This is a genomic window from Sphaerisporangium sp. NPDC004334 (assembly GCF_053602655.1).
On sequence record NZ_JBSGDZ010000014.1, the window covers coordinates 178808 to 199319 of the forward strand.

18 protein-coding genes are annotated in these 20512 nt (G+C 69.7%); 9 read left to right on the top strand and 9 right to left on the bottom strand.

Going from position 1 to position 20512, the window contains the following annotated elements:
* The first annotated feature begins 102 nt into the window (after positions 1–102).
* From ACWEN6_RS20080 to trxA, 5 genes are all read left to right on the top strand, one after another.
* The gene (locus ACWEN6_RS20080; protein ID WP_452571709.1) at positions 103–1605 is read left to right on the top strand and encodes a protein kinase family protein; all 1503 of its coding nucleotides are present in this window, start codon (positions 103–105) and stop codon (positions 1603–1605) included.
* A 13-nt stretch (positions 1606–1618) separates the two neighbouring features.
* Positions 1619–2266: an RNA polymerase sigma factor SigM gene (gene sigM, locus ACWEN6_RS20085; RefSeq protein ID WP_452571711.1), complete on the top strand. Its 648-nt coding sequence runs from the start codon at positions 1619–1621 to the stop codon at positions 2264–2266.
* Between the two features lie 13 nt (positions 2267–2279).
* On the top strand, positions 2280–3323 hold the full coding sequence (locus tag ACWEN6_RS20090; protein WP_452571713.1) for a zf-HC2 domain-containing protein: 1044 nt from the start codon (positions 2280–2282) through the stop codon (positions 3321–3323).
* A gap of 235 nt (positions 3324–3558) precedes the next feature.
* Positions 3559–4506, top strand: coding sequence for a thioredoxin-disulfide reductase (gene trxB / locus ACWEN6_RS20095; protein WP_452571715.1), 948 nt, complete (start codon positions 3559–3561; stop codon positions 4504–4506).
* 12 nt (positions 4507–4518) lie between these two features.
* Positions 4519–4842 carry a thioredoxin gene (trxA, locus tag ACWEN6_RS20100; protein WP_354852124.1) on the top strand — a complete coding sequence of 108 codons (324 nt, stop codon included), beginning with the start codon at positions 4519–4521 and terminating at the stop codon, positions 4840–4842.
* A 320-nt stretch (positions 4843–5162) separates the two neighbouring features.
* Here the strand turns inward: trxA and ACWEN6_RS20105 are convergent, their stop codons facing one another.
* Complete coding sequence (locus tag ACWEN6_RS20105) at positions 5163–5765, bottom strand: GNAT family N-acetyltransferase (RefSeq protein WP_452571717.1); 603 nt, start codon at positions 5763–5765, stop codon at positions 5163–5165.
* A gap of 402 nt (positions 5766–6167) precedes the next feature.
* On the opposite strand from ACWEN6_RS20105, the gene ACWEN6_RS20110 reads away from it, so the two are divergent.
* From ACWEN6_RS20110 to ACWEN6_RS20120, 3 genes are all read left to right on the top strand, one after another.
* The gene (locus tag ACWEN6_RS20110) at positions 6168–7529 is read left to right on the top strand and encodes an aminotransferase-like domain-containing protein (protein ID WP_452571719.1); all 1362 of its coding nucleotides are present in this window, start codon (positions 6168–6170) and stop codon (positions 7527–7529) included.
* A 76-nt stretch (positions 7530–7605) separates the two neighbouring features.
* Positions 7606–8559, top strand: a complete 954-nt coding sequence (locus tag ACWEN6_RS20115) for a D-alanine--D-alanine ligase family protein (protein ID WP_380831083.1) — start codon at positions 7606–7608, stop codon at positions 8557–8559.
* 123 nt (positions 8560–8682) lie between these two features.
* Positions 8683–9738, top strand: a complete 1056-nt coding sequence (locus ACWEN6_RS20120) for a threonine aldolase family protein (RefSeq protein ID WP_452571721.1) — start codon at positions 8683–8685, stop codon at positions 9736–9738.
* A 1835-nt stretch (positions 9739–11573) separates the two neighbouring features.
* On the opposite strand, the gene ACWEN6_RS20125 is transcribed toward ACWEN6_RS20120, so the two are convergent.
* The 8 genes from ACWEN6_RS20125 to rpmH all read right to left on the bottom strand — a co-directional run bounded on the left by ACWEN6_RS20125 (position 11574) and on the right by rpmH (position 17309).
* Positions 11574–12539 carry a ParB/RepB/Spo0J family partition protein gene (locus ACWEN6_RS20125; protein WP_452571723.1) on the bottom strand — a complete coding sequence of 322 codons (966 nt, stop codon included), beginning with the start codon at positions 12537–12539 and terminating at the stop codon, positions 11574–11576.
* Positions 12540–12684: 145 nt separating this feature from the next.
* The gene (locus ACWEN6_RS20130) at positions 12685–13650 is read right to left on the bottom strand and encodes a ParA family protein (RefSeq protein WP_380831079.1); all 966 of its coding nucleotides are present in this window, start codon (positions 13648–13650) and stop codon (positions 12685–12687) included.
* A 107-nt stretch (positions 13651–13757) separates the two neighbouring features.
* Positions 13758–14447 (bottom strand): 16S rRNA (guanine(527)-N(7))-methyltransferase RsmG, encoded by a 690-nt coding sequence (rsmG, locus tag ACWEN6_RS20135; RefSeq protein WP_354927650.1) that lies wholly within the window; start codon positions 14445–14447, stop codon positions 13758–13760.
* A 386-nt stretch (positions 14448–14833) separates the two neighbouring features.
* On the bottom strand, positions 14834–15334 hold the full coding sequence (locus ACWEN6_RS20140; protein ID WP_354852138.1) for a Jag family protein: 501 nt from the start codon (positions 15332–15334) through the stop codon (positions 14834–14836).
* 27 nt (positions 15335–15361) lie between these two features.
* Positions 15362–16324: a membrane protein insertase YidC gene (gene yidC, locus ACWEN6_RS20145; protein WP_452571725.1), complete on the bottom strand. Its 963-nt coding sequence runs from the start codon at positions 16322–16324 to the stop codon at positions 15362–15364.
* A gap of 4 nt (positions 16325–16328) precedes the next feature.
* On the bottom strand, positions 16329–16610 hold the full coding sequence (gene yidD / locus ACWEN6_RS20150; RefSeq protein WP_452571824.1) for a membrane protein insertion efficiency factor YidD: 282 nt from the start codon (positions 16608–16610) through the stop codon (positions 16329–16331).
* 68 nt (positions 16611–16678) lie between these two features.
* A complete protein-coding gene (gene rnpA, locus ACWEN6_RS20155) occupies positions 16679–17050 on the bottom strand; it encodes a ribonuclease P protein component (protein WP_380831075.1) in 372 nt (123 codons plus the stop codon).
* Positions 17051–17171: 121 nt separating this feature from the next.
* Positions 17172–17309 carry a 50S ribosomal protein L34 gene (gene rpmH / locus ACWEN6_RS20160; RefSeq protein ID WP_010849920.1) on the bottom strand — a complete coding sequence of 46 codons (138 nt, stop codon included), beginning with the start codon at positions 17307–17309 and terminating at the stop codon, positions 17172–17174.
* Positions 17310–17924: 615 nt separating this feature from the next.
* On the opposite strand from rpmH, the gene dnaA reads away from it, so the two are divergent.
* Positions 17925–20003 (top strand): chromosomal replication initiator protein DnaA, encoded by a 2079-nt coding sequence (gene dnaA, locus ACWEN6_RS20165; protein WP_452571727.1) that lies wholly within the window; start codon positions 17925–17927, stop codon positions 20001–20003.
* Positions 20004–20512: the final 509 nt, after the last annotated feature.

A 20512-nucleotide genomic window follows, 5' to 3' on the forward strand; every position in this document is an offset into this window, starting at 1 on the left:
CCGGCGCACCGTGACGATCGTGCGCCGCCGGCTGACGAGGAGCAGGAGGGGCGTGGGGGCATTCGCACGGACATCGCCCGCGACCAGGGAGAGGATCACCTCATGAGCGCCCCGGCCGTGGAGCCCGGCGGCCGACTGGCCGACCGGTTCCGCCTGGAAGACCGCGTCAGCGAGTCGGGTGGCGCCACGTTGTGGAAGGCCATCGACGAGGTGCTCGCGCGGCCCGTCTGCGTCCTCACGCTGGACCCCGACTTCGACCGCGTGTCCGAGGTCGTCACCGCGGCCCGCAGGGCCAGCCGCCTGACCGACCCCCGGCTGACGCAGGTCTTCGACGCCGCCGAGGAGAACGGCCAGGCGTACGTGGTGAGCGAGTGGGTCACCGGCGAGTCCCTGACCGACATGGTGTCCTCCGGGCCCATGGCGCCCGAGCGGGCCGCCGCGCTGGTGGCCGAGGCCGCCGAGGCGGTCGCGCACGCCCACGAGTCGGGCCTGGCCCACCTGTGCCTGACCCCCGACCGCCTCATCTGGACGGCCGGCAGCACGGTCAAGCTGCTCGGACTGGCCGTCGACGCCTCCCTCAGCGACATCGAGAGCGACAGCGCCGCCCGCGAGGACGCCCAGGGGCTCGGCCGCCTGCTGTACACCGCGCTGACGGGAACCTGGCCGGGTGACGGCGACGTCGACCTGCCGCCCGCGCCGATGGACGACGGCAAGGTCTGCACGCCGCGCCAGGTCACGGCCGGCGTCCCCGGCTTCCTCGACGCGATCACCTGCCGCGCCCTGATGCAGGAGCCGCGGCGGGGGCTGCCCGCGCTGGCGACCCCGGCCCAGGTGGCCGAGGCGCTCGCCGAGGTGCCGCGGCCCGCGCCCGTGCCGGTCTCGTCGACGCCTCCCGCGGTGACCCTGCGCTCGGAGGCCCCGCCCGACACCGAGCCGCCCCGCCAGTCGCACACCACCGCCCACCAGCGCCCGCCCATGGCACCCATGCCCCGCCGCTCCGGCGGGGTCGCGGGGCGCGTCGTGATCACGGTCGTGGTCCTGCTGGTCATCGTGGCCGTCGGCGTCGGCGCGTGGACCTTGGGGCAGAGCCTCGGCAAGCGCCCTCTGGCGCCCTCCGCGTCCGCCTCTCCCTCGCAGGCGTCCCAGCCTAAGATCACAACGGTGCGGCCGGCGAGCGCGAACGGGTTCGACCCGCTGGGCAGCGACCGTTCCGAGCATCCCGAGTGGGCCCCTCTGGCCATCGACGGCAAACCGTCGACCGAGTGGCACACCGACAAGTACAACAGCGCCGACCTCGGCGGGCTGAAGAAGGGCGTCGGCCTCCTCGTCGAGCTGGGCAAGCCGACGCCGATCGCCGATGTGGTCGTCTCACTGGGCGACACGCCCGGGTCCAGCATCGAGCTGCGGGTGGGCGACTCGGCCGACCTCGGGGCGTTGAAAACAGCCGCCAAGCAGGAGAACGTCTCCGGCACGGTGACCCTCACACCGGAGAAGGCGGCCACCGGCCGGTACGTTTTGATCTGGTTTACGCGCCTTCCGGCCTTTGAGGGGAAGTTTCGTGGCACCATCTATGACGTAGTGGTGCACTCTCCCGGATCGGCATAACAGGACACGCGTTGTGAACCCTCCTCCCGATAGCCCGCCGGCGGCTACTCAGCACGCCGCACGGTCCGCGTTGTCCGACGCCGACCTGCTGACGAGCCATATCGGCGGCGATCCACACGCCTTCAGCGAGATCGTCCGGCGCCATCGCGACCGCATGTGGGCGGTCGCCCTGCGTACGCTCGGTGACCCCGACGAGGCCGCCGACGCCGTGCAGGACGCCTTCGTCTCCGCCTACCGCAAGGCCGACAGCTTCCGCGGCGAAGCGGCCGTGACCACCTGGCTCCACCGCATCGTCGTGAACGCCTGCCTCGACCGCATGCGCCGCAAGTCCATCCGGCCGGTCGCCGACGACGAGCTCGTCGAGGCGGCCGAGCGGGACACTCCGATGCCCGACCAGACAGGTGATCGCGACGTCTCCATGGAGGTCACGGCCGCGCTCAAGCTCCTGCCGGCCGACCAGCGCGCGGCGCTGGTGCTGGTCGACATGATGGGGTACTCGGTCGATGACGCCGCCCAGGTGCTGGGCGTGCCGACCGGCACCGTCAAGAGCCGCTGCGCGCGGGGCCGTGCCAAACTTGCCCCGATTCTTTCCCATCTGCGGAACCGATCGGACCTAACCCGCGTCTCATCCGCGAAGGGAGCAGAACTTCGTGACGGGTGATACGCACTACGATATGGAGATCCTCGCAGAGCTTGCAGAGGGTCTTCTCGACGGCGCCACGGCCGCGCGGGTCCGCGAGCATCTCGCGGTATGCGATCCCTGTGGGGAGAGCCTCGCCGACCTGGCGGCGGTCCGCGAAATGCTCGCGGGAGTGCCGGTGCCCGCGATGCCCATGGGCGTCGCGCTCCGCATCGACAAGGCACTAGGCGCCGAAGCCGAGACCAGGCGGTCCGGTGGCGGGCTCAAGCTCGACGAGGCGCCCGACTGGGATCGCATCATGGCCGACTCCCCCTGGGAGGCCATGCCGGATTCCCCATGGGAGACCGCGCCGGAGCCGCCCTTGACGGTCGGCGAACCGCCGTTGCGGGCCGTGCCCGCGGTGGCCGCCGTGGAGGAGCCGCCAAGGCCCTCGGCGCCGGAGGTTCCAGAGCCGCAGGAGGTCGTGCGCCTCGGCGTCGTGGCCGACGACGGCACGGTAGTCCCCGCCAGGCGCCGCAAGGCGTCCCGGCGGCGTTCCTGGCAACTGCCCGCGGTGGCGAGCGCGGCGGCCGCGGTCGTCATCGGCGTCGCCGGGGTGTCGGCGGGCCTGCTGTCGGCCACGGGCACCGAGGGAGGGGCCGGGAAGGACTCCTACGCCCTGCCGGTTCCCACGACCACCGCACCGGGCGCGGAGCCGTCGAAGGACGTCCCGACCACGGGCCCGGCCCATCCCGGCCGGAAGTACGTGATCGCCAGCAGCGACTTCAACTACTCCGACACGGTGCTCAGGGGGCCGCTGAACACCTACGTCGGCGCCTACGGCCCCGGCTCGACCGGCGACGAGTCGAGCGATCCTGCGGTGATGCGGTGCATCACCCGCATCTCCGAGCAGGTGGGCGACCAGCTCGGCCTGCGCAAGAATCCCAACCCGATCGGCGTCGACCAGGCCTTCTATGAGGGCAGCGAAGCCACGGTGATGGCCTTCTGGAAGAACCGCCTGCACAACGCCGTCTGGGTGTACGTCGTGGACGACAACTGCCGCAACATGCGGCCACCGTCAGTGAGCCGCTGGCAGTAGGGCCGCTCGCGAGCGGGCGCCCGCCTGCTCGTGATCCGGAGTCGTAAGAAGTCCTCCGCGGGTTCCGCGGAGGACTTCTTCTTGTGGAAGGCGCGGCTTTCCTGGGACGGGAATCCCGGACGCCTAGGATCTGTTGACGCCACTGCATCCACCAACGGGTAACCAGAGCCGGGCAGCGTGCGGCGACGCACACCGGCGACGCGCCGGGACCACCATGCGCAGAAAGGCGAGAGGCGTGAGCGACGTCCGTAACGTCATCATCATCGGGTCGGGCCCGGCCGGCTACACGGCCGCGGTCTACGCGGCACGCGCGGATCTCAACCCCCTCGTGTTCGAGGGCTCGGTCACCGCTGGTGGCGCGCTCATGAACACCACCGAGGTGGAGAACTTCCCGGGCTTCCCGGACGGCATCCTCGGCCCGGACCTGATGGACAACTTCCGCAAGCAGGCCGAGCGCTTCGGCGCCGAGCTGGTCGCGGACGACGTCGTCGAGGTCGATCTGACCCAGACGCCCAAGGTGGTCAAGACGCCCACCGAGACCTACCTGGCCAAGACCGTCATCGTCGCCACCGGTTCGGGCTACCGCGAGCTGGGCCTGCCCAACGAGAAGCGGCTGTCCGGGCGCGGCGTCTCCTGGTGTGCCACCTGTGACGGCTTCTTCTTCCGCGACCAGGACATCGTGGTCGTGGGCGGCGGCGACACCGCCATGGAGGAGGCCACCTTCCTCAGCCGGTTCGCCCGGACGGTCACGGTGATCCACCGCCGTTCCGAGCTGCGCGCCAGCAAGATCATGCAGGACCGCGCCTTCGCGAACGAGAAGATCCGCTTCCTCTGGGACAGCCAGGTCGTCGACATCATCGGCGAGAACCGGGTCAGCGGCGTCGTCGTCCGCAACGTGAACACCGGCGAGCAGACCGAGCTGGCCGTCGGCGGCCTGTTCGTCGCCATCGGGCACGACCCGCGCAGCGCCCTGTTCAAGGACCAGCTCAAACTGGACGACGAGGGCTACATCAAGGTCGAGGGGCAGAGCACCAGGACCAACCTGGACGGCGTCTTCGCCTGCGGCGACGTCGTCGACCACACCTACCGCCAGGCCATCACCGCCGCGGGCACCGGCTGTTCGGCGGCGATCGACGCCGAACGCTGGCTCGCGGACAACGCAACCGCCACCGCCACCAGTTAAGGGGAGAACACCGTGGGCGACATCAAGTCCGTAACCGACGCCACCTTCGAGGCCGAGGTGCTCAAGAGCGACAAGCCGGTGCTCGTGGACTTCTGGGCCGAATGGTGTGCCCCGTGCCGCCAGGTCGCGCCCGTCCTCCAGGAGATCGCCGCCGAGCACGCCGACAAGCTGACCATCGTCAAGATCAACATTGACGAGAACCCGGCGACTCCGCGCGACTACGGCGTACTCCAGATCCCGACGCTGAACGTCTACAAGGGTGGAGAGGTCGTGAAGCAGATCATCGGCGCCAAGCCGAAGGCCATGCTGCTCCGCGAGCTCGACGGCGTCATCTAGGCGCCCCTGCGGCTCGTGCCGTCCGCAACCGTGCGAGCCGTACCACCCCGCCGCTTCCTTCCGGGCGGCACCCCACCCAGCAGAGCCCTCCTCGCCCATCGGCGCGGGGGGCTCTGTTCGTGCCGCAAGCTCCGTACGGCCGTGGGGTCCGTCTATGCCGGTGACTCTTGTTGTGCGCAGGGCCCGGGGGTGCGGTCGGGCCGGTGGTGCGCAGGGAGCGGTGGTGCGCAGGGAGCCGGGGTGCGTGGGAGCCGGGGTGCGTGGGAGCCGGGGTGCGTGGGAGCCGTGGTTGCGTGGGGCGGCGCGGGGCTCAGATCGCCTCAGACGGGGCGTAGCGCCCGTTCAGGAGTCATGGACCCCAGGAGACGCTCCAGTGCCACCTCGACGTCCTCACGCCACGACGCCGCGGTCTTGAGCTCCAGTCGCAGCCGCGGGAAGCGCAGATGCGGCCGGACGGTCTTGAACCCGACCGCGAGCAGGTAATCGGCGGGCATGACGCAGCCGGGCTGTTCCCATTTGAGGTCGCCGAAGGCCTCGATCGCCCGGACGCCGCGCCGCGTCAGGTCCTTGGCCACGCCCTGGATCAGCATGCGGCCGAGCCCACCCCCGGAGAACTCGGGGATGATGTGCGCGGTCATCAGCAGGACGGCGTCCGCGCTGACCGGCGAGGTGGGGAAGGCCACCGAGCGAGGGACGTAGAGCGGGGGCGCGTAGAGCACGAAACCGGCCGGCACGCCGTCGACGTAGCAGATCTTGCCGCAGCTGCCCCACTCGAGCAGGGTCGCGGAGATCCACGCCTCCTTCTCCAGCCCCGGATCGCCGGCCAGCTGGGCCCGCTCGCCGCTGACCGGGTCGAGCTCCCAGAAGACACACCGTCGGCAGCGGCGCGGCAGATCATCAAGGTTGTCCAGCGTGACGTTCACCAGCCGACGCGACACCTCGAGGCCCCCAATCGTTGCGAGACGACGCGAGTGTGGGCGGAAATGCGCACGAATTTACGGCGTCTCCAAAGTGGCATGGTAGCCGAGTGAAAGCGGGATACGCCGGTCCTGCGAGCCGGGCCCGCGCGGCCTGTCGCCGCCGCGGGACGCCGAGCAGGGCGGACGCCGTCCCCGGGCGCCGCGAAAGCTCCGCGGACCGCCGCGCGCGTTTCCTCCGGCCCCTCGGCGGAGGGCGCCAGGGGTGCGCGGGACGACGACACGGCGACCTACTCCGCGGCCTCAATGTCCACCCCAGAAATCGGAGGAGAAATGTCCGTAGTGCCGGTGAAGTGAAGAAATACGGAAGGGTTTCGAGGATGCCTGCCGTAGGCTGGTCACTCCGCAATGAACCTAGCTCGGCTATGCCCTAGGAGGTGGACCGTGACGGAAGAGCAGGATCACGGTCGGAGGACCGCGGCCCACGGGTCGCGCATCGACGCCTACATCGATCGGTACGCCGCACGGGCTACCGGCATGGTGGCCTCCGAGATCCGAGCTCTTTTCGCCGTCGCATCGAGGCCCGAGGTGGTCTCGCTGGCCGGCGGCATGCCGTACGTCACGGCCCTCCCCCTCGACACCGTCGGCGAGATCGTCGCCGACCTGGTGGCCCACCGCGGCACCGTGGCCCTGCAGTACGGCTCCGGCCAGGGAGACCCGCACCTGCGCGAGCAGATCTGCGAGGTCATGCGCCTTGAGGGCATCGAGGCCGGCCCGGACGACGTCGTCGTCACCGTCGGCTCCCAGCAGGCCCTTGACCTGATCACCAGGATCTTCATCGACCCGGGCGACGTGGTCCTCGCCGAAGGGCCCTCCTACGTGGGAGCGCTCGGCACGTTCGCCGCCTACCAGGCCTCCGTGGTGCACATCGCCATGGACGACCAGGGGCTCATCCCCGAGGCGCTCGCCGCGGCCATCGACACGCTGGGCCGCGAGGGCCGCCGGATCAAGTTCCTCTACACCGTGCCGAACTTCCAGAACCCGGCCGGCGTCACGCTCAGCGCGTCCCGTCGCCGCCAGGTCATGGAGATCTGCCGGCGCGCCGACGTGCTCGTCGTGGAGGACAACCCCTACGGCCTGCTCGGCTTCGACGGCGACCCGATGCGGGCGTTGCGGGCCGACGACCCGGACGGCGTGGTCTACCTCGGCTCCTTCTCCAAGACCCTGGCCCCCGGCTTCCGCGTCGGCTGGGCCCTCGCCCCGCACGCCGTCCGCGACAAGCTGGTGCTGGCCATGGAGTCCGCCGTCCTGTCCCACTCGAGCTTCTCCCAGCTCGCCGTGGGGCAGTACCTGGCGACCCAGCCGTGGCGCGAGCAGATCAAGGCGTTCCGCGAGCTGTACCGCGAGCGGCGCGACGCCCTGCTCGGCGCGATGGACGCCCTGATGCCCCCCGGCTGCGTGTGGACGCGGCCCGCCGGCGGGTTCTTCGTCTGGATGACCCTCCCCGAAGGGCTCGACTCCAAGGCCATCCTGCCCCGCGCCGTCGCCGAGCGGGTGGCGTTCGTGCCCGGCACGGGGTTCTACTCCGACGGCTCCGGCTCGCGGAACATGCGCCTGTCGTACTGCTACCCCGAGCCCGACCGCATCCGCGAGGGCGTCCGCAGGCTCGCAGGCGTGATCCAGCAGGAACTGCTCATGCGCGACACGTTCGGCACCGGCTCCGCTCCCGTCCACGGTGGGGTCGACACCCCCGGGCCCGACCTAGCCTGAAGATGACGTGCGGCAGGCGCCGGCTCCCCCGGCGGCGCCTGCCCCTGGAAAGAGCAAGCGGTAAGAAAGGTCCTTGATGAGCGATCTCGGCCATGTGCTGGTGCTGGCAGGCGGGCTGTCCTACGAGCGCGAGGTCTCGCTGCGCTCGGGCCGCCGCGTGAGCGAGGTGCTTCGTGCGACCGGGGTCGACGTCGAGACACGGGACACCGACGCGAGCCTGGTGCCCTCCGTCCTGGCCGATCCGCCCGACGTGGTCTTCGTGACGCTCCACGGCGGGAGCGGGGAGGACGGCGCCATCCGGTCGGTGCTCGAACTGCTCGACCTGCCCTACGTCGGCGCCGGGCCGCAGGCCTGCCGCATCGCCTTCGACAAGCCCACGGCCAAGACGATGGTCCGCTCGGTCGGCGTCCGCACGCCCGACGCGGTCGTGCTCCCCAAGGAGACCTTCCACGACCTGGGCGCCTCGGCCGTGCTCGGGCGCATCATCGAACGGCTCGGGCTGCCGCTGTTCGTCAAGCCGTCGCACGGCGGGTCGGCGCTGGGCGGCTCCATCGTCCGCAAGGCCGACGAGCTGCCCGCGGCCATGGTGGGCTGCTTCGCCTACGGCGACACCGCGCTCATCGAGCAGTACATCGAGGGGGTCGAGGTCGCGGTCTCGGTGGTCGACCTCGGCGACGGGCCCACCGCCCTGCCGCCGGTGGAGATCGTCGCCGACGAGGGCGTGTACGACTATTCAGCGCGTTACACGGCCGGGCGCACCGAGTTCTTCGCCCCCGCGCGGCTCCGGCCGGAGGTCGCCGAGGCGTGCGCCCAACTGGCCGTCACCGCGCACACCGCCCTCGGGCTGCGCGACCTGTCCCGCACCGACCTCATCGTCGACGCGACCGGGCAGCCGCACTTCCTCGAGGTCAACGTCGCCCCCGGGATGACGGAGACCTCCCTGCTGCCGATGGCCGTGGAAGCCGCCGGCCAGGACCTCAGCGCCATCTGCCACGGTCTCCTCCAGGCAGCCATCCGACGAGCCCGCTGAGCGGGTTCAGACGGGCACTACCGGTTTGCAGGCGAGCGGAGCGGTGGCGCACAGGCGGCCACGCCCCCCTCTGGTGGCGTACCGGTCCGCAGGTCAGCGGGGCGCGGGCGTAGCCTTGCGGGCGTGATCGAACAGCTTCACTCCAAGAGCTTCGCGAGCGACAACCACGCCGGGGCGCACCCGGCCGTCCTCGCGGCCGTGGCCGCCGCCAACGCCGGCGACGCCCCCGCGTACGGCGACGACGACTGGACCGCCTCCCTGGCCGGGCAGGTGCGCTCCGAATTCGGCGAGCAGGCCACCAGCCTCGTCGTGCTGAACGGCACCGGGGCCAACATGCTGTCGCTGAGCATGATGCTGGGACGCCGGTACGAGGCGATCGTCTGCCCCGAGACCGCGCACATCGCCACCCACGAGACGGGGGCGAGCGAGCGGGTGCTCGGGGTGAAGCTCGTCACCGTCCCGACACGCGACGGGAAGCTGACTCCGGGAGACATCACCGCCCGACTCGGCGGCCGGGGCAACATCAGCGAGGTCCAGCCGAGCGTGGTGTCCATCTCCCAGGTGACCGAGCTCGGCACCTGCTACACCATCGACGAAGTCGCGGCGATCGCCGCGACGGCCCACGACAACGGCATGCTGCTCCACATGGACGGCGCCCGCCTGGCCAACGCCGCCGCCCACCTCGGCTGTTCACTGCGGGCGCTCACCACCGACGCCGGGGTAGACGTCGTCAGCTTCGGCGCCAGCAAGAACGGCGCCCTCGTGGGCGAAGCCGTGATCGTCCTGCGTCCCGACCTCGCGGAGGCAGGGCCGTACCTGCGGCGGCAGACGCTCCAGCTCGCCTCCAAGATGCGCTTCGTCTCCGCCCAGGTCTCCGCGCTGCTGACCGAGGAGCTGTGGCGGCGCAATGCCGAGCACGCCAACGCGATGGCGCGCCGGTTGGCCGATGGTGTCGCCGGCCTCCCCGGCTTGGACATCACGTGGCCGGTCGAGTCCAACGCCGTCTTCGCCGCCCTGCCGACCGAGGCCATCGCCGAACTCCAGGCGCGATACCTGTTCCACGTGTGGGACGCCTCGCTCGGAATCGTGCGCTGGATGACGGCCTTCGACACCTCCGCCGAAGATGTCGACACCTTCGTGGCCGACATCCGGCTGACCCTCAAGTCCATGACGTCCTGATCCCTGTCCTTCCGATCCACTTCCCTGCCGCCGCCCGCGCCGTTTCACGTGAAACATGGCTCAGCGAAGCGTGTGACGAGCCGACCCGCCACCACAAGTTCCGGCTCCTGCCGCTGCCGCGTGTCGGTGACTGACGGCCGGTGACTGACGGCCGGTGACTGACGGCCGGTGACTGACGGCCGGTGACTGACGGCCGGTGACTGACGGATCGGGCGGCCAGGCGTGCTGGACGCCTGCCCGCTTCCCCTGAGGACTCCGTTATGGCCAGGTGCCGTGAGAGGACGGGCGTAGTGGGGACCGCGCGAAGATCCGCACCGAGACGTACGTCGCCACCGCACTGGGCCGTTGACACCGAAGGGCCGACGGAGACGAAGCCACCGCAAACCGGCTGAGCCGTCAACAGAGCATTTGGTGGGTCCACCTCGCCAGCCGGTGGGCGAGCCGGACAAACCTGCCCACCCTGTCGTATGTCACCGGCACCAGGTGATGGTGGGCGATCGTGCGGAGGTCCGTGGCGTGGTCCATCTCGGCATACATGCGCGTTGGTGGACCGGCACGGCTGCCCACCAGGTCGATCCACCGACAGTGGAGTGACGACTGGGCGTGTGAAGCGCGGGCCGGCCAACCACCACCGACATGGGGTGGCGACGGGCAAGTGGCGCCGGAGTCCGCGCCCGGGATGAGTGCTGCAACGACGGCCGCGAGGCAGCGAAGCCCGAACGGCACGAACACAACACGGCGATCACTCAATTCGGCTGACCCCGTCACCTGAGGACCCGCCAGACCCACACCGCAGACCGGCAGGTGGACCGACAGCTACACGCCGTTTTCCGTTGCCGCGTCGCCGGCGCATGCCCGGTCGCTGCTCCCGGGCTTTGCTCGATCGTCATTCCGTGTCGGCGCTGGATGATGTGGGTGGGCAGGCATGCCGGTCCACCCACCTGCATGCCGGGGTGGGCTCATCCGTACTGCCGGTCGCGGCTGGGCCCATGAGGTTGTACGCCGTCCGGTGCCGGGCTCGTCCGCTGCTGCAGGGTCCGGCGGGATCACGGGACATGCCCGGCCGCCTTCTCCCCTACCGGCAGCCGTCTCGCGGCTGACGACCGGGGTGGACAGCCATGTCCGCCCGATCAGCTGCATGCGGGGGCGGGCCTATCCGGCGCCGATGACAGCTGCACTCGATCACCTGTCGCGCCGTCCATCTCGGGCTAACCCACCGCTTCCCAAGCCGGCCGGATCACCGGTGCAACGGCCGGCCACCGCTCCGTACCTATCCCCTACCGCTAGATGGTGATGAGAGATCGGATGGGCGCCATACCGGTCCACCTACCCGCTTGCCGGGTGAGTGGGTCCGCTCGCTCCTGCGGTCGCGGAGCGGTTCCTGGCTTGATAAGCCCTCAGCAGGAACACGTGGGATGGAAGCAGGGGACGTCGGCTAGGTAGAGGTCCTGGTCGGCCGCAGGGCGGGCACCATCGGCGCCGAGCCAACCAGAGTCGCACACATCGGCGCCGACAGGCGAGTTGACGGGGCCATATCACCCGAACGCTCCGCGTCAGAGGTGTCCGGCACCCATCGTCCCCACGGCCGACGAGGATGGGAATCCCGCCCGGACGATACACGGTTTCACGTGAAACACCAGTTGGCCACGGATAGGCACTGAACGAGGAACACGCGAGCCTGGCGAAGAGATCCCGCCGTTTCACGTGAAACCACGCCCACCGAAATAGACTGCGCCTCCTGGCGGCATCCAGGAGGGCAGGCAGGATCATCGAGCCGGTTCGGGACGCACGGTCATGGTGGGAGCCAGGCGTGAGACGGGTTACTCCTCGCAGGGTCAGTCTTCGGCGGCGTGGATGGCGGTGGCGGCTTCCGGGACCATGGCGCCGATGATGCGTTCGAGGTCGTCCATGGTGGCGAACTCGACGACGATGCGCCCCTTGTGCCGGCCGAGGTCGACCTTGACGCGGGTCTCGAAGTGATCGGAGAGCCGGTGGGCGAGGTTGGTGAGGACGGGCTCGGGGGCGTCCTTGACCCGGCGGGCACGGGGAGCCGGAGCAGCGGTCGCCTCCCCCATCGAGACGATCTCCTCCACGGTCCGCACGGAGAGCCCTTCGGCGACGATGCGGCCGGCCAGGTGCTCCTGCGCCGCCGGATCGCTGAGGGTGAGCAGCGCCCGCGCGTGCCCCGCGCTGATCGTCCCGGCGGCCACCCGCTTCTGCACGTTGGCGGGCAGGTTCATCAGGCGCAGGGTGTTGGTGATGTGCGATCGAGAGCGCCCGACCCGCTGTGCGAGCTGCTCGTGGGTGGCGCCGAAGTCGTCCAGCAACTGGCGGTACGCGGCGGCCTCCTCCAGCGCGTTGAGCTGCTCCCGCTGGAGGTTCTCGATGAGCGCCTCGCGGAGCATCTCGTCGTCCTGGGTGCTTCGGACGATCGCCGGGATCTCCGTCATCCCCAGCAGCTTGGAGGCGCGCCACCGTCGCTCGCCCATGATGAGCTCGTAGCGATCGTCATCCGCCGCGCGCACCACGATGGGCTGGAGCAGCCCGACCTCGCCGATGGAGTCGGCCAGCTCGCGCAGAGCCTCGTCGTCGAAGATGTCCCTGGGCTGCCGGGCGTTCGGGATGATCGACTTGACCGGGATCTCCAGGAAGTACGCGCCCGCGACCGGCTTCGGCCCGTCATCGGCCGGACGGGGCTCCGCGGGCGCGGCCGTCGGTTGGCTCGGCGCCTCGACGATCGGCCCGGTGGGGATCAGGGCCCCGAGTCCCTTCCCCAGTCCACCACGCTTCTGCTGAGCCACGAATCCTCCTCGCCCAACGCCACGCCCGCGCGGAGACGGTCACCACCGGCACCGCCTCTGTCGCCGCGTATTCCACTCGATCTCGGCCGAACCACCGGAACCCGGCGCAGGACACTCCACAGGAGGGTACCGCTGCCGGACGGGGTCAGCTTCCCGCCAACGCCGCGGCGCGGAAGGCGATCTCCCGCGCCGCTTCCATATACGCCATGGCACCGCTGGAGCCGGCGTCGTAGGTGAGCACGGACTGGCCGTAGCTGGGCGCCTCGGACACCCGGACGCTCCGGGGGATGACCGTGTTGAGCACCGTGTCCCCGAAATGGGACCGCACCTCGTCGGCCACCTGGGACGCCAGCCGCGTACGGCCGTCGTACATCGTGAGCAGGATGGTGGAGACCTTGAGCTTCTGGTTCAGGTGCACCCGGACGAGTTCGACGTTCTGCAGCAGCTGGCTGACGCCTTCCAGCGCGTAGTACTCACACTGGATGGGGATCATGACCTCCTCGGCGGCCACCATGGCGTTCACGGTGAGCAGGCCGAGGGACGGCGGGCAGTCGATGAAGATGTAGTCCAGGTCGACGGCGTCGAACGCCTCCAGCGCGCGCTTGAGCCGCGCCTCCCGGGCGACCAGCGAGACCAGCTCGATCTCGGCGCCGGCCAGGCCGATGGTGGCCGGCGCGCAGTACAGGTTGGGCATGTCGGGCACCGGGCTGACGATCTCGGCCAGCGGCAGATCCTCGACCAGCACCTGGTAGACCGACGGAATGTCGCCGCGGTGCTCGACGGACAGCGCGGTGGAGGCGTTGCCCTGGGGGTCGAGGTCGACGACGAGCACGCGCTGGCCGTGCATCGACAGCCCGGCCGCCAGGTTGACGGCGGTCGTGGTCTTACCGACGCCGCCCTTCTGGTTGGCGATGGTGATGATCCGCGGCTTCGGGGGTCGGGGCCAGTCGCCCTCCTGCAAGGAGGACGAGTAGCCGATCGAAGCGGCGGCCACGGGAGCGGATGGTGCTGTTTCACGTGAAACCACTGAGCTGAGCGCCTCTCGGACCAGCGGCGAATCGCCGGGGTTAAGGGGGGGCTGAGACACGGTCGTCGTCCTTTCAACCGGCATGGCGGCATCAGGGGAAGTCGGCCAGCCGAGCCCCGTGGGCCTTCCGCCCGTGGCGGAGACATGACCAGCGGGCCATCCAAGGCCGCCTGCCGTATCCGGCATAACCGTCACCTCTTCCGTCGGCGCCGCGCACCCTGTGCACTTCGTGCTGGCGAGCGTCCGGCGACCACCCGGACAAGAGTCGCGGGCGGATCGACCTTACCGCGCCCGACTGTGACAAGCTCGGCGGAATGCACGCCATAGGCCTGCAATTGCTGTGCCGCGGCGTCGAGTTCCTCGGCGGCCCGTTCCCCCTTCATCGCCAGGAGCTGTCCGCCCTCGCGCAGCAGGGGCAGCGACCAGGCGAGCAGGCGGTCGAGCGGCGCGACGGCGCGGGCGGAGGCCACGTCGAAGTCCCGCTTGCCCGCGAGTTCCTCGGCACGCCCGCGCACTACTTCCACATTGTCCAGCTTCAGCCCCTCCACGCACTCCTCCAGGAACGTCGTCCTGCGCAGGAGCGGTTCCAGGAGCGTCACCGTCACGTCGGGACGCACGATCGCCAGCACGATGCCGGGCAGCCCGGCGCCGGAGCCGATGTCGACCAGGCGGGCGTCCTCGGGCACGGCCTCGGCCACCACGGCGCAGTTGAGCAGGTGCCGGTCCCAGATGCGCGGGACCTCTCTGGGGCCGAGCAGCCCTCGCACGACGCCGGGGCCGGCCAGCATCTCCGCGAACGCCCGGGCCCGGGGCCACGCTTCACCGGTGAAGACCGCGCGCGCAGCATCGGGCGCGTCGGGCAGTTCTTCGCTTTCCGCCATCACTCACTCAACTAGAACGGTCACCATATCTTCGCGTAAGGGTAGCCCTCCCCGCCGTCCCCGACGGCTCGACGCGTCCGATCGGTGGGTTCGCGGGCCCGATCGGCGGGCTCGACGTGTCCGATCGGCGGAGCCGGACAGGACGGGGAAAAGCTCCGGGCGGCCGCGGTACAAGTTCGCGTATGGATTCGGCAGGCGGGCCGGGCGGGGGAGCGGCGCGACCGCCGCCGGCGATACAACTTGAGCGACGCATCGGGTTGCCCGGCTCCCGCGGGCAAGCGGGGTCCGGACAGCCCAAGGGCCGCCGATCCGCAAGATCGGCGGCCCTCTTCCGGGATGCCCCGGTCGGTCCGCTGCGCCCGCTCAGGCGCGGGCGCCCTCCGCCGTCAGGCGGGCAGGACGACGACGTAGCGCTCGGGCTCCTCGCCCTCGGACTCGCTCCGCAGGCCGGCCGCGGCGACGGCGTCGTGCACGATCTTGCGCTCGAAGGGCGTCATCGGCTGCAGGGACTTGGCCTCGCCGGAGCGCTTGACGTCCTCGGCGGCCTTGGCGCCCAGCTTGGTCAGCTCGGCGCGCTTGCCCTGCCGATAGCCGGCGACGTCGAGCATCAGGCGCGAGCGCTCGCCCGTGCGGCGGTGCACCGCGAGACGGGTGAGCTCCTGCAGCGCTTCCAGCACCTCGCCGTTGGCGCCGACGAGGTCGTTGCCCTTGATGTCAACGATCGACACGAGGGCACGGTCGCCTTCGACGTCCATGTCGATGTCGCCGTCGAGGTCGGCGATGTCCAGCAGACCTTCGAGGTAGTCGGCCGCGATCTCGCCCTCCTGCTCGAGGGCGGCGATGTCGGGCGCGGCCTTCGGGGCCTGCTCCTCGTTGACTTCGGTCACGTCCGGACTCTCCTTCAACACAACCGGCTACGGCTTCTTGCTACCTGTGCGCTTGCTGCGCGGCTGCCGCGTGGGCTGCTGGCGAATGACCTTCTGTTCGGGAGCGGGCGGCGGCGCGTCGGCGGGCTCCTTGGCGTCGGCCTTCCCCGGAAGGATCTTACTCAGCAGGCCCGGCTTGGGCTCGGGTGTCACCATGTTGCCCTTGGCGTCCACCACCGGCATCGGGTGCCGGCTGTAGAACCAGTGTTGCTGACCGAGCGTCCACAGGTTGGTGGTGACCCAGTAAAGGATAAGGCCGAGAGCGAAGTTGAGGCTGAAGATCGCGAACAGCGGCGAGATGTACATCAGGATCTTCTGCTGCTGCGCCATGGGGTTGTCGGGCATCTGCGCCATGGACCGCGTGACGCTCTGCCGCACCGTGAGGAAGGTCGTGGTGGAGCTGATCGCGACGAAAATGCCCAAAATAATCTTCGTGATGATCGGGTCGGCGCCCAGGGCGTGGATCTCCGCGCCGCTGGTGAAGAAGGTCGCCGGGATGGGCGCGCCGAAGATGTGGGCCGATCGGGCGGAGTCGACCATCTGCTGCGACATGCCGTGGGCGGCCTTGTCCTCCGCGATCGACCGCAGCACGGTGAACACCGAGATGAAGATCGGGAACTGGGCCACCACGGGCAGGCAGCCGCCCAGCGGGTTGGCGCCGGCCTCCTGGTAGACCTTCATGACCTCCTGGTTCATGCGCTGCTTGTCGTTCTTGTACCGCTTGCGCAGCTCTTGCACCTTGGGGGCGAGTTCCTGCATCTTCTTCGACGAGCGCATCTGCTTGAGGAAGAGCGGGAAGATCAGCAGACGCATCAGCACGGTGAGCGTGATGATGGTCAGTGCCCAGTTCAGCCCGTTGTCGGGGGGAATGATGACGCTGTACGCCGCGTGAATCCACGCGATCACCGTCGCTACGGCGGTGTACAGCGGTTCCAGGAATGTCAGCTCCACCGAGCTAGCTCCCTTGCGTTTCGTCGTGGGACCGGACCGGGCGCGGGGGCACCGGGTCGTAACCTCCCGGGTGGAAGGGGTGGCAACGCCCGATTCGCCTGGCGGTCAGCCACAGCCCGCGCAACGCGCCGTGTACGGCGATCGCCTCGAGGCCATAGGCACTGCAGGACGGTTCGAAGCGGCATCGCGGCCCAAGGAGGGGGCTTATGAAGGCTCGATAGAACCGGATCGGGGCGATGAGGACACGGGCGCCCGCCGAGATCGCGGGAGGACGCCCCGCGTCCACGGTCGCGGTCTGCGCGGGGATCGCCTGCACGCCCGCGTCCCGCTCTCTCGCCTCTGGATCTCCGTTGGTCATGCCTGTCCATCCGTCGCGGCCGGGCGATCGGACCGTCGCCCCGACGCCCGCCGTCCGATCAACCGGTCCAGCGCGACGTCGAGCTCGGCGGCGAGGTGCTCGCTTCGCGCGGACGCCGCCTGTGGATTGGCGCGTACAACAAGCAGGCTACCTCGCGGCAGCGTGTGCAGGCGGTCGCGCATCAGGTGCCTCAGCCGGCGCTTGACCTGGTTGCGGACCACCGCGCCACCGACGGCCTTGCTGACCACGAAGCCGACCAGGGGAGGATCGCGGGGATCGCCCCGGTCGCTGAAGTGGGCGACCAGGGTGGGGCGCCCGGCGCGCCTGCCCTTCCGGATGGCGCTCGCGAACTCCTCGCCCCGGCGCATTCGAAAAGCGGACGGCAACACGGATGGACCTGCTCTCAGACCGACAGGTGCCCGGGCACGGCTATCGCCCGCCGGTCAGTTCCGACGGGCGAGACGAGCACGCACCGGGCGCTCCGCGCTGTCAGGCGGACAGCTCCGCGCGGCCCTTGCGGCGGCGGGCGGCGAGGATGGCGCGACCGGCCCGCGTGCGCATGCGCAGCCGGAAGCCGTGGGTCTTCGCGCGGCGACGGTTGTTCGGCTGGAAAGTACGCTTGCTCACGAGTGGGCTCCAGGCTTGAGTTCACCCGCACACGGTGCGAGCGATTGACACACAGGGCTTGGGCCTGCCGAATGCGTGGGCACGCCAAAGTGCCGTCGCGCGACAAGCCGACCGTCGTACGTTACGGGCCCGGGAGCCCGGAGGTCAAACCGGAACGGCGCGCGCGTGTCTCACGAAGCGGACGGCCGACCCGGCCGGAGGACCCCGCGCCGGAGGACCCGTCCCAGGTTATCCACTATTCCACAGGGCGGATTTCCACCGCCGCCGCGTCATCCACAGTATGTGCACCATCTCGCCCCCAGCCTGCCACTAGGCTGTGGACAACGTCTTGAACAGGGATGTGCACAACGCTACTGTCGGCCCTCCGGACCTTCCCTCCAACTCACCGATGTGCGCGGAAGCGCACCTGGAAGGTTGTGGACCACGAGTGACCCCTGTGGACACTCTGTGGACTGCATGTGGACCCGTTGTGGACCACCGGAGGCAGCCTGCGGATAAAGCTGTGGGGACAGCCGCGAGGCCCGGCGCCGACGGAGCGTGCTCCGGCAGGCGTCCATGTGGAAAACAGATCGCGGCGAGCGTGCGGGGGCCGCGTTAGGGAGGAGGGGCCGGACAATGGATGGCGTCGACCTCGGCCCATTGTGGGCCCGGGCGCTGGAGAGCTTCGCCGAGGGCAGCGTTCCGCCCCAGCAGCGCGCGTGGCTGAACATGACCCGGCCGTTCGGGCTCGTGAACGACACGATCATCCTCGCCGCCCCCAACGACTTCGCCAAGGACGTCCTTGAGACCAAGCTGCGGCCGCTGATCGCGCAGGCGCTCTCACAGGAGTTCGGCCGGCCGATGCGGGTGGCCGTCATGGTCGACCCCGTGGCCGTCGCCGGCGACCCGCAGGGCCCCGGGCCCGAGGGATATCCCCAGGCTCCCTCGCCGGGTTATCCCCATGGTGGACAACCTCAGCAGGGGTACGGACAGCCTGGCAGGCCGGGTTCCATGGGCCAGCAGTCCTTCCCCGACCAGGGCTCGTCCACCGACTATCCACAGGGCAGGCCACAGGCGCAGCCGTACTCCTATCCCTATGGGGGAAACTCCGACGAGCCTTATGGAGGCGGCCCGGTGGGGTCGTCCCAGGCTTACCGCCAGGACAGCTACCAGGGTGCGGCCGAGGGCTTCCCCGGCCGGCCGGCCCAACCCGGCCAGCCGGGCCAGGAGAAGGGGCATCCCTCCCAGCAGGATGCCCCCGCCTCCCAGCCGTATCCTCGCGGCGACGGGGCGCAGCCCTTCCAGCACGGCGAGCCCGGGCAGTCCTACTCCGGCGCCGACGGCCAGCAGGCGTTCCCACGCGGAGAGTCGTCCCAGCCCTACACCTCGCGCAACGACGGCCAGCAGCCTTACACGCAGGGCGAGGCCGCACAGCCCTACCCGCGCGGCGACGGCGCGCAGCCGTACTCCCGCGGCGAGTCGCCGCAGGCGTATCCCCAGCAGGGCGACGCGTCGCGTCCTTATCCTCCGCATTCTCCACAGGCGGGCGGCTACGGTGGACAACCTCCGTTCGCGGGCGGCTCCGACAGCCGGCCGCCCCGCCCGCGCCAGGAGCCCGAGGCCTATGACCGTCCCGTGCAGAACCGCTGGGACGGCCGGGGCGGCAAGCCGGGGGAGCCGGGCCGCCTGAACCCGAAGTACACCTTCGAGACCTTCGTCATCGGCGCGTCCAACCGCTTCGCGCACGCGGCCGCCGTCGCGGTCGCCGAGGCTCCGGCCAAGGCGTACAACCCGCTGTTCATCTACGGCGACTCCGGCCTCGGCAAGACCCACCTGCTGCACGCCATCGGCCACTACGCGCAGCGGCTGTACGACGGCGCCCGGGTGCGGTACGTGAGCTCGGAGGAGTTCACCAACGACTTCATCAACTCCATCCGCGACCACAAGGCCGACGGGTTCCGGGCGCGTTACCGGGCTGTTGACATCCTGCTCGTGGACGACATCCAGTTCCTGGAGGGCAAGGAACAGACGCAGGAGGAGTTCTTCCACACCTTCAACACCCTGCACAACGCCAACAAGCAGATCGTCATCTCCAGCGACCGGGCGCCCAAGCAGCTGGTGACGCTGGAGGACCGGCTCCGCAACCGCTTCGAGTGGGGCCTGATCACCGACGTCCAGCCTCCGGAGCTGGAGACGCGCATCGCCATCCTCCGCAAGAAGGCGATACAGGAGGGGCTGGCGGCCCCCGGCGACGTGCTCGAGTACATCGCCAGCAAGATCTCCACCAACATCCGCGAGCTGGAAGGCGCGCTCATCCGGGTGACGGCGTTCGCCAGCCTCAACCGGCAGTCCGTCGACCTGCAGCTCGCCGAGGTCGTGCTCAAGGACCTCATCACCGAGGACTCCAGCACCGAGATCACCATCGCGACGATCATGGCGCAGACGGCGGCCTACTTCGGGCTGTCGATCGACGACCTGTGCGGCAGCTCGCGCTCACGCGTGCTGGTGACCGCCCGGCAGATCGCCATGTACCTCGCACGCGAGCTCACCGACCTGTCGCTGCCCAAGATCGGCCAGCAGTTCGGCGGCCGTGACCACACGACGGTCATGCACGCCGAACGCAAGATCCGGTCGCTGATGGCCGAGCGGCGGTCGATGTACAACCAGGTCACAGAGCTCACGAACCGCATCAAGCAGAATTCACGCAACGCGTGATGATCCACAGCCTGTGGATATCTCTGTGGATCAGCGCAAGGTGTCATTGAATGGCCGGAATGCCCGCTCTCGACGGCGAACAAGCAAGCGTCCGGTCGGGAAACTCGAATTCAGAGCCTGGGGACAACTCTGGGGACAACCTGGGGAAGACCTGGGGACTACTCGTGGACGAGCTGGGGACGCCCTGTGGGCGGAGCTCGAAGGCAGGTCCGAGAAGGTCCCTTACCCCGTGGATAACCGGTGGAAACCTCGTGGATGACCGGTGGATGAAGACCCCGGAAACTGGGGACGGCCTGTGTGCAACCTGCGGTCATCCCCAGGCCGGGCGTGACAATGCACCGCCCACCCACAGGCGCGGTGGACAAAAAAGCGGCCCTGAGCTGGGAGGACACCCATCTTCCACAGTATCCACGGCCCCTAAGGTGATTACCTGTATCTCTCTCTACTAAGAACTCAAGACCCATAGAAGGGTTCTCGCGGTCCTCCCGTGCGGGAGGGTGAACACTTGC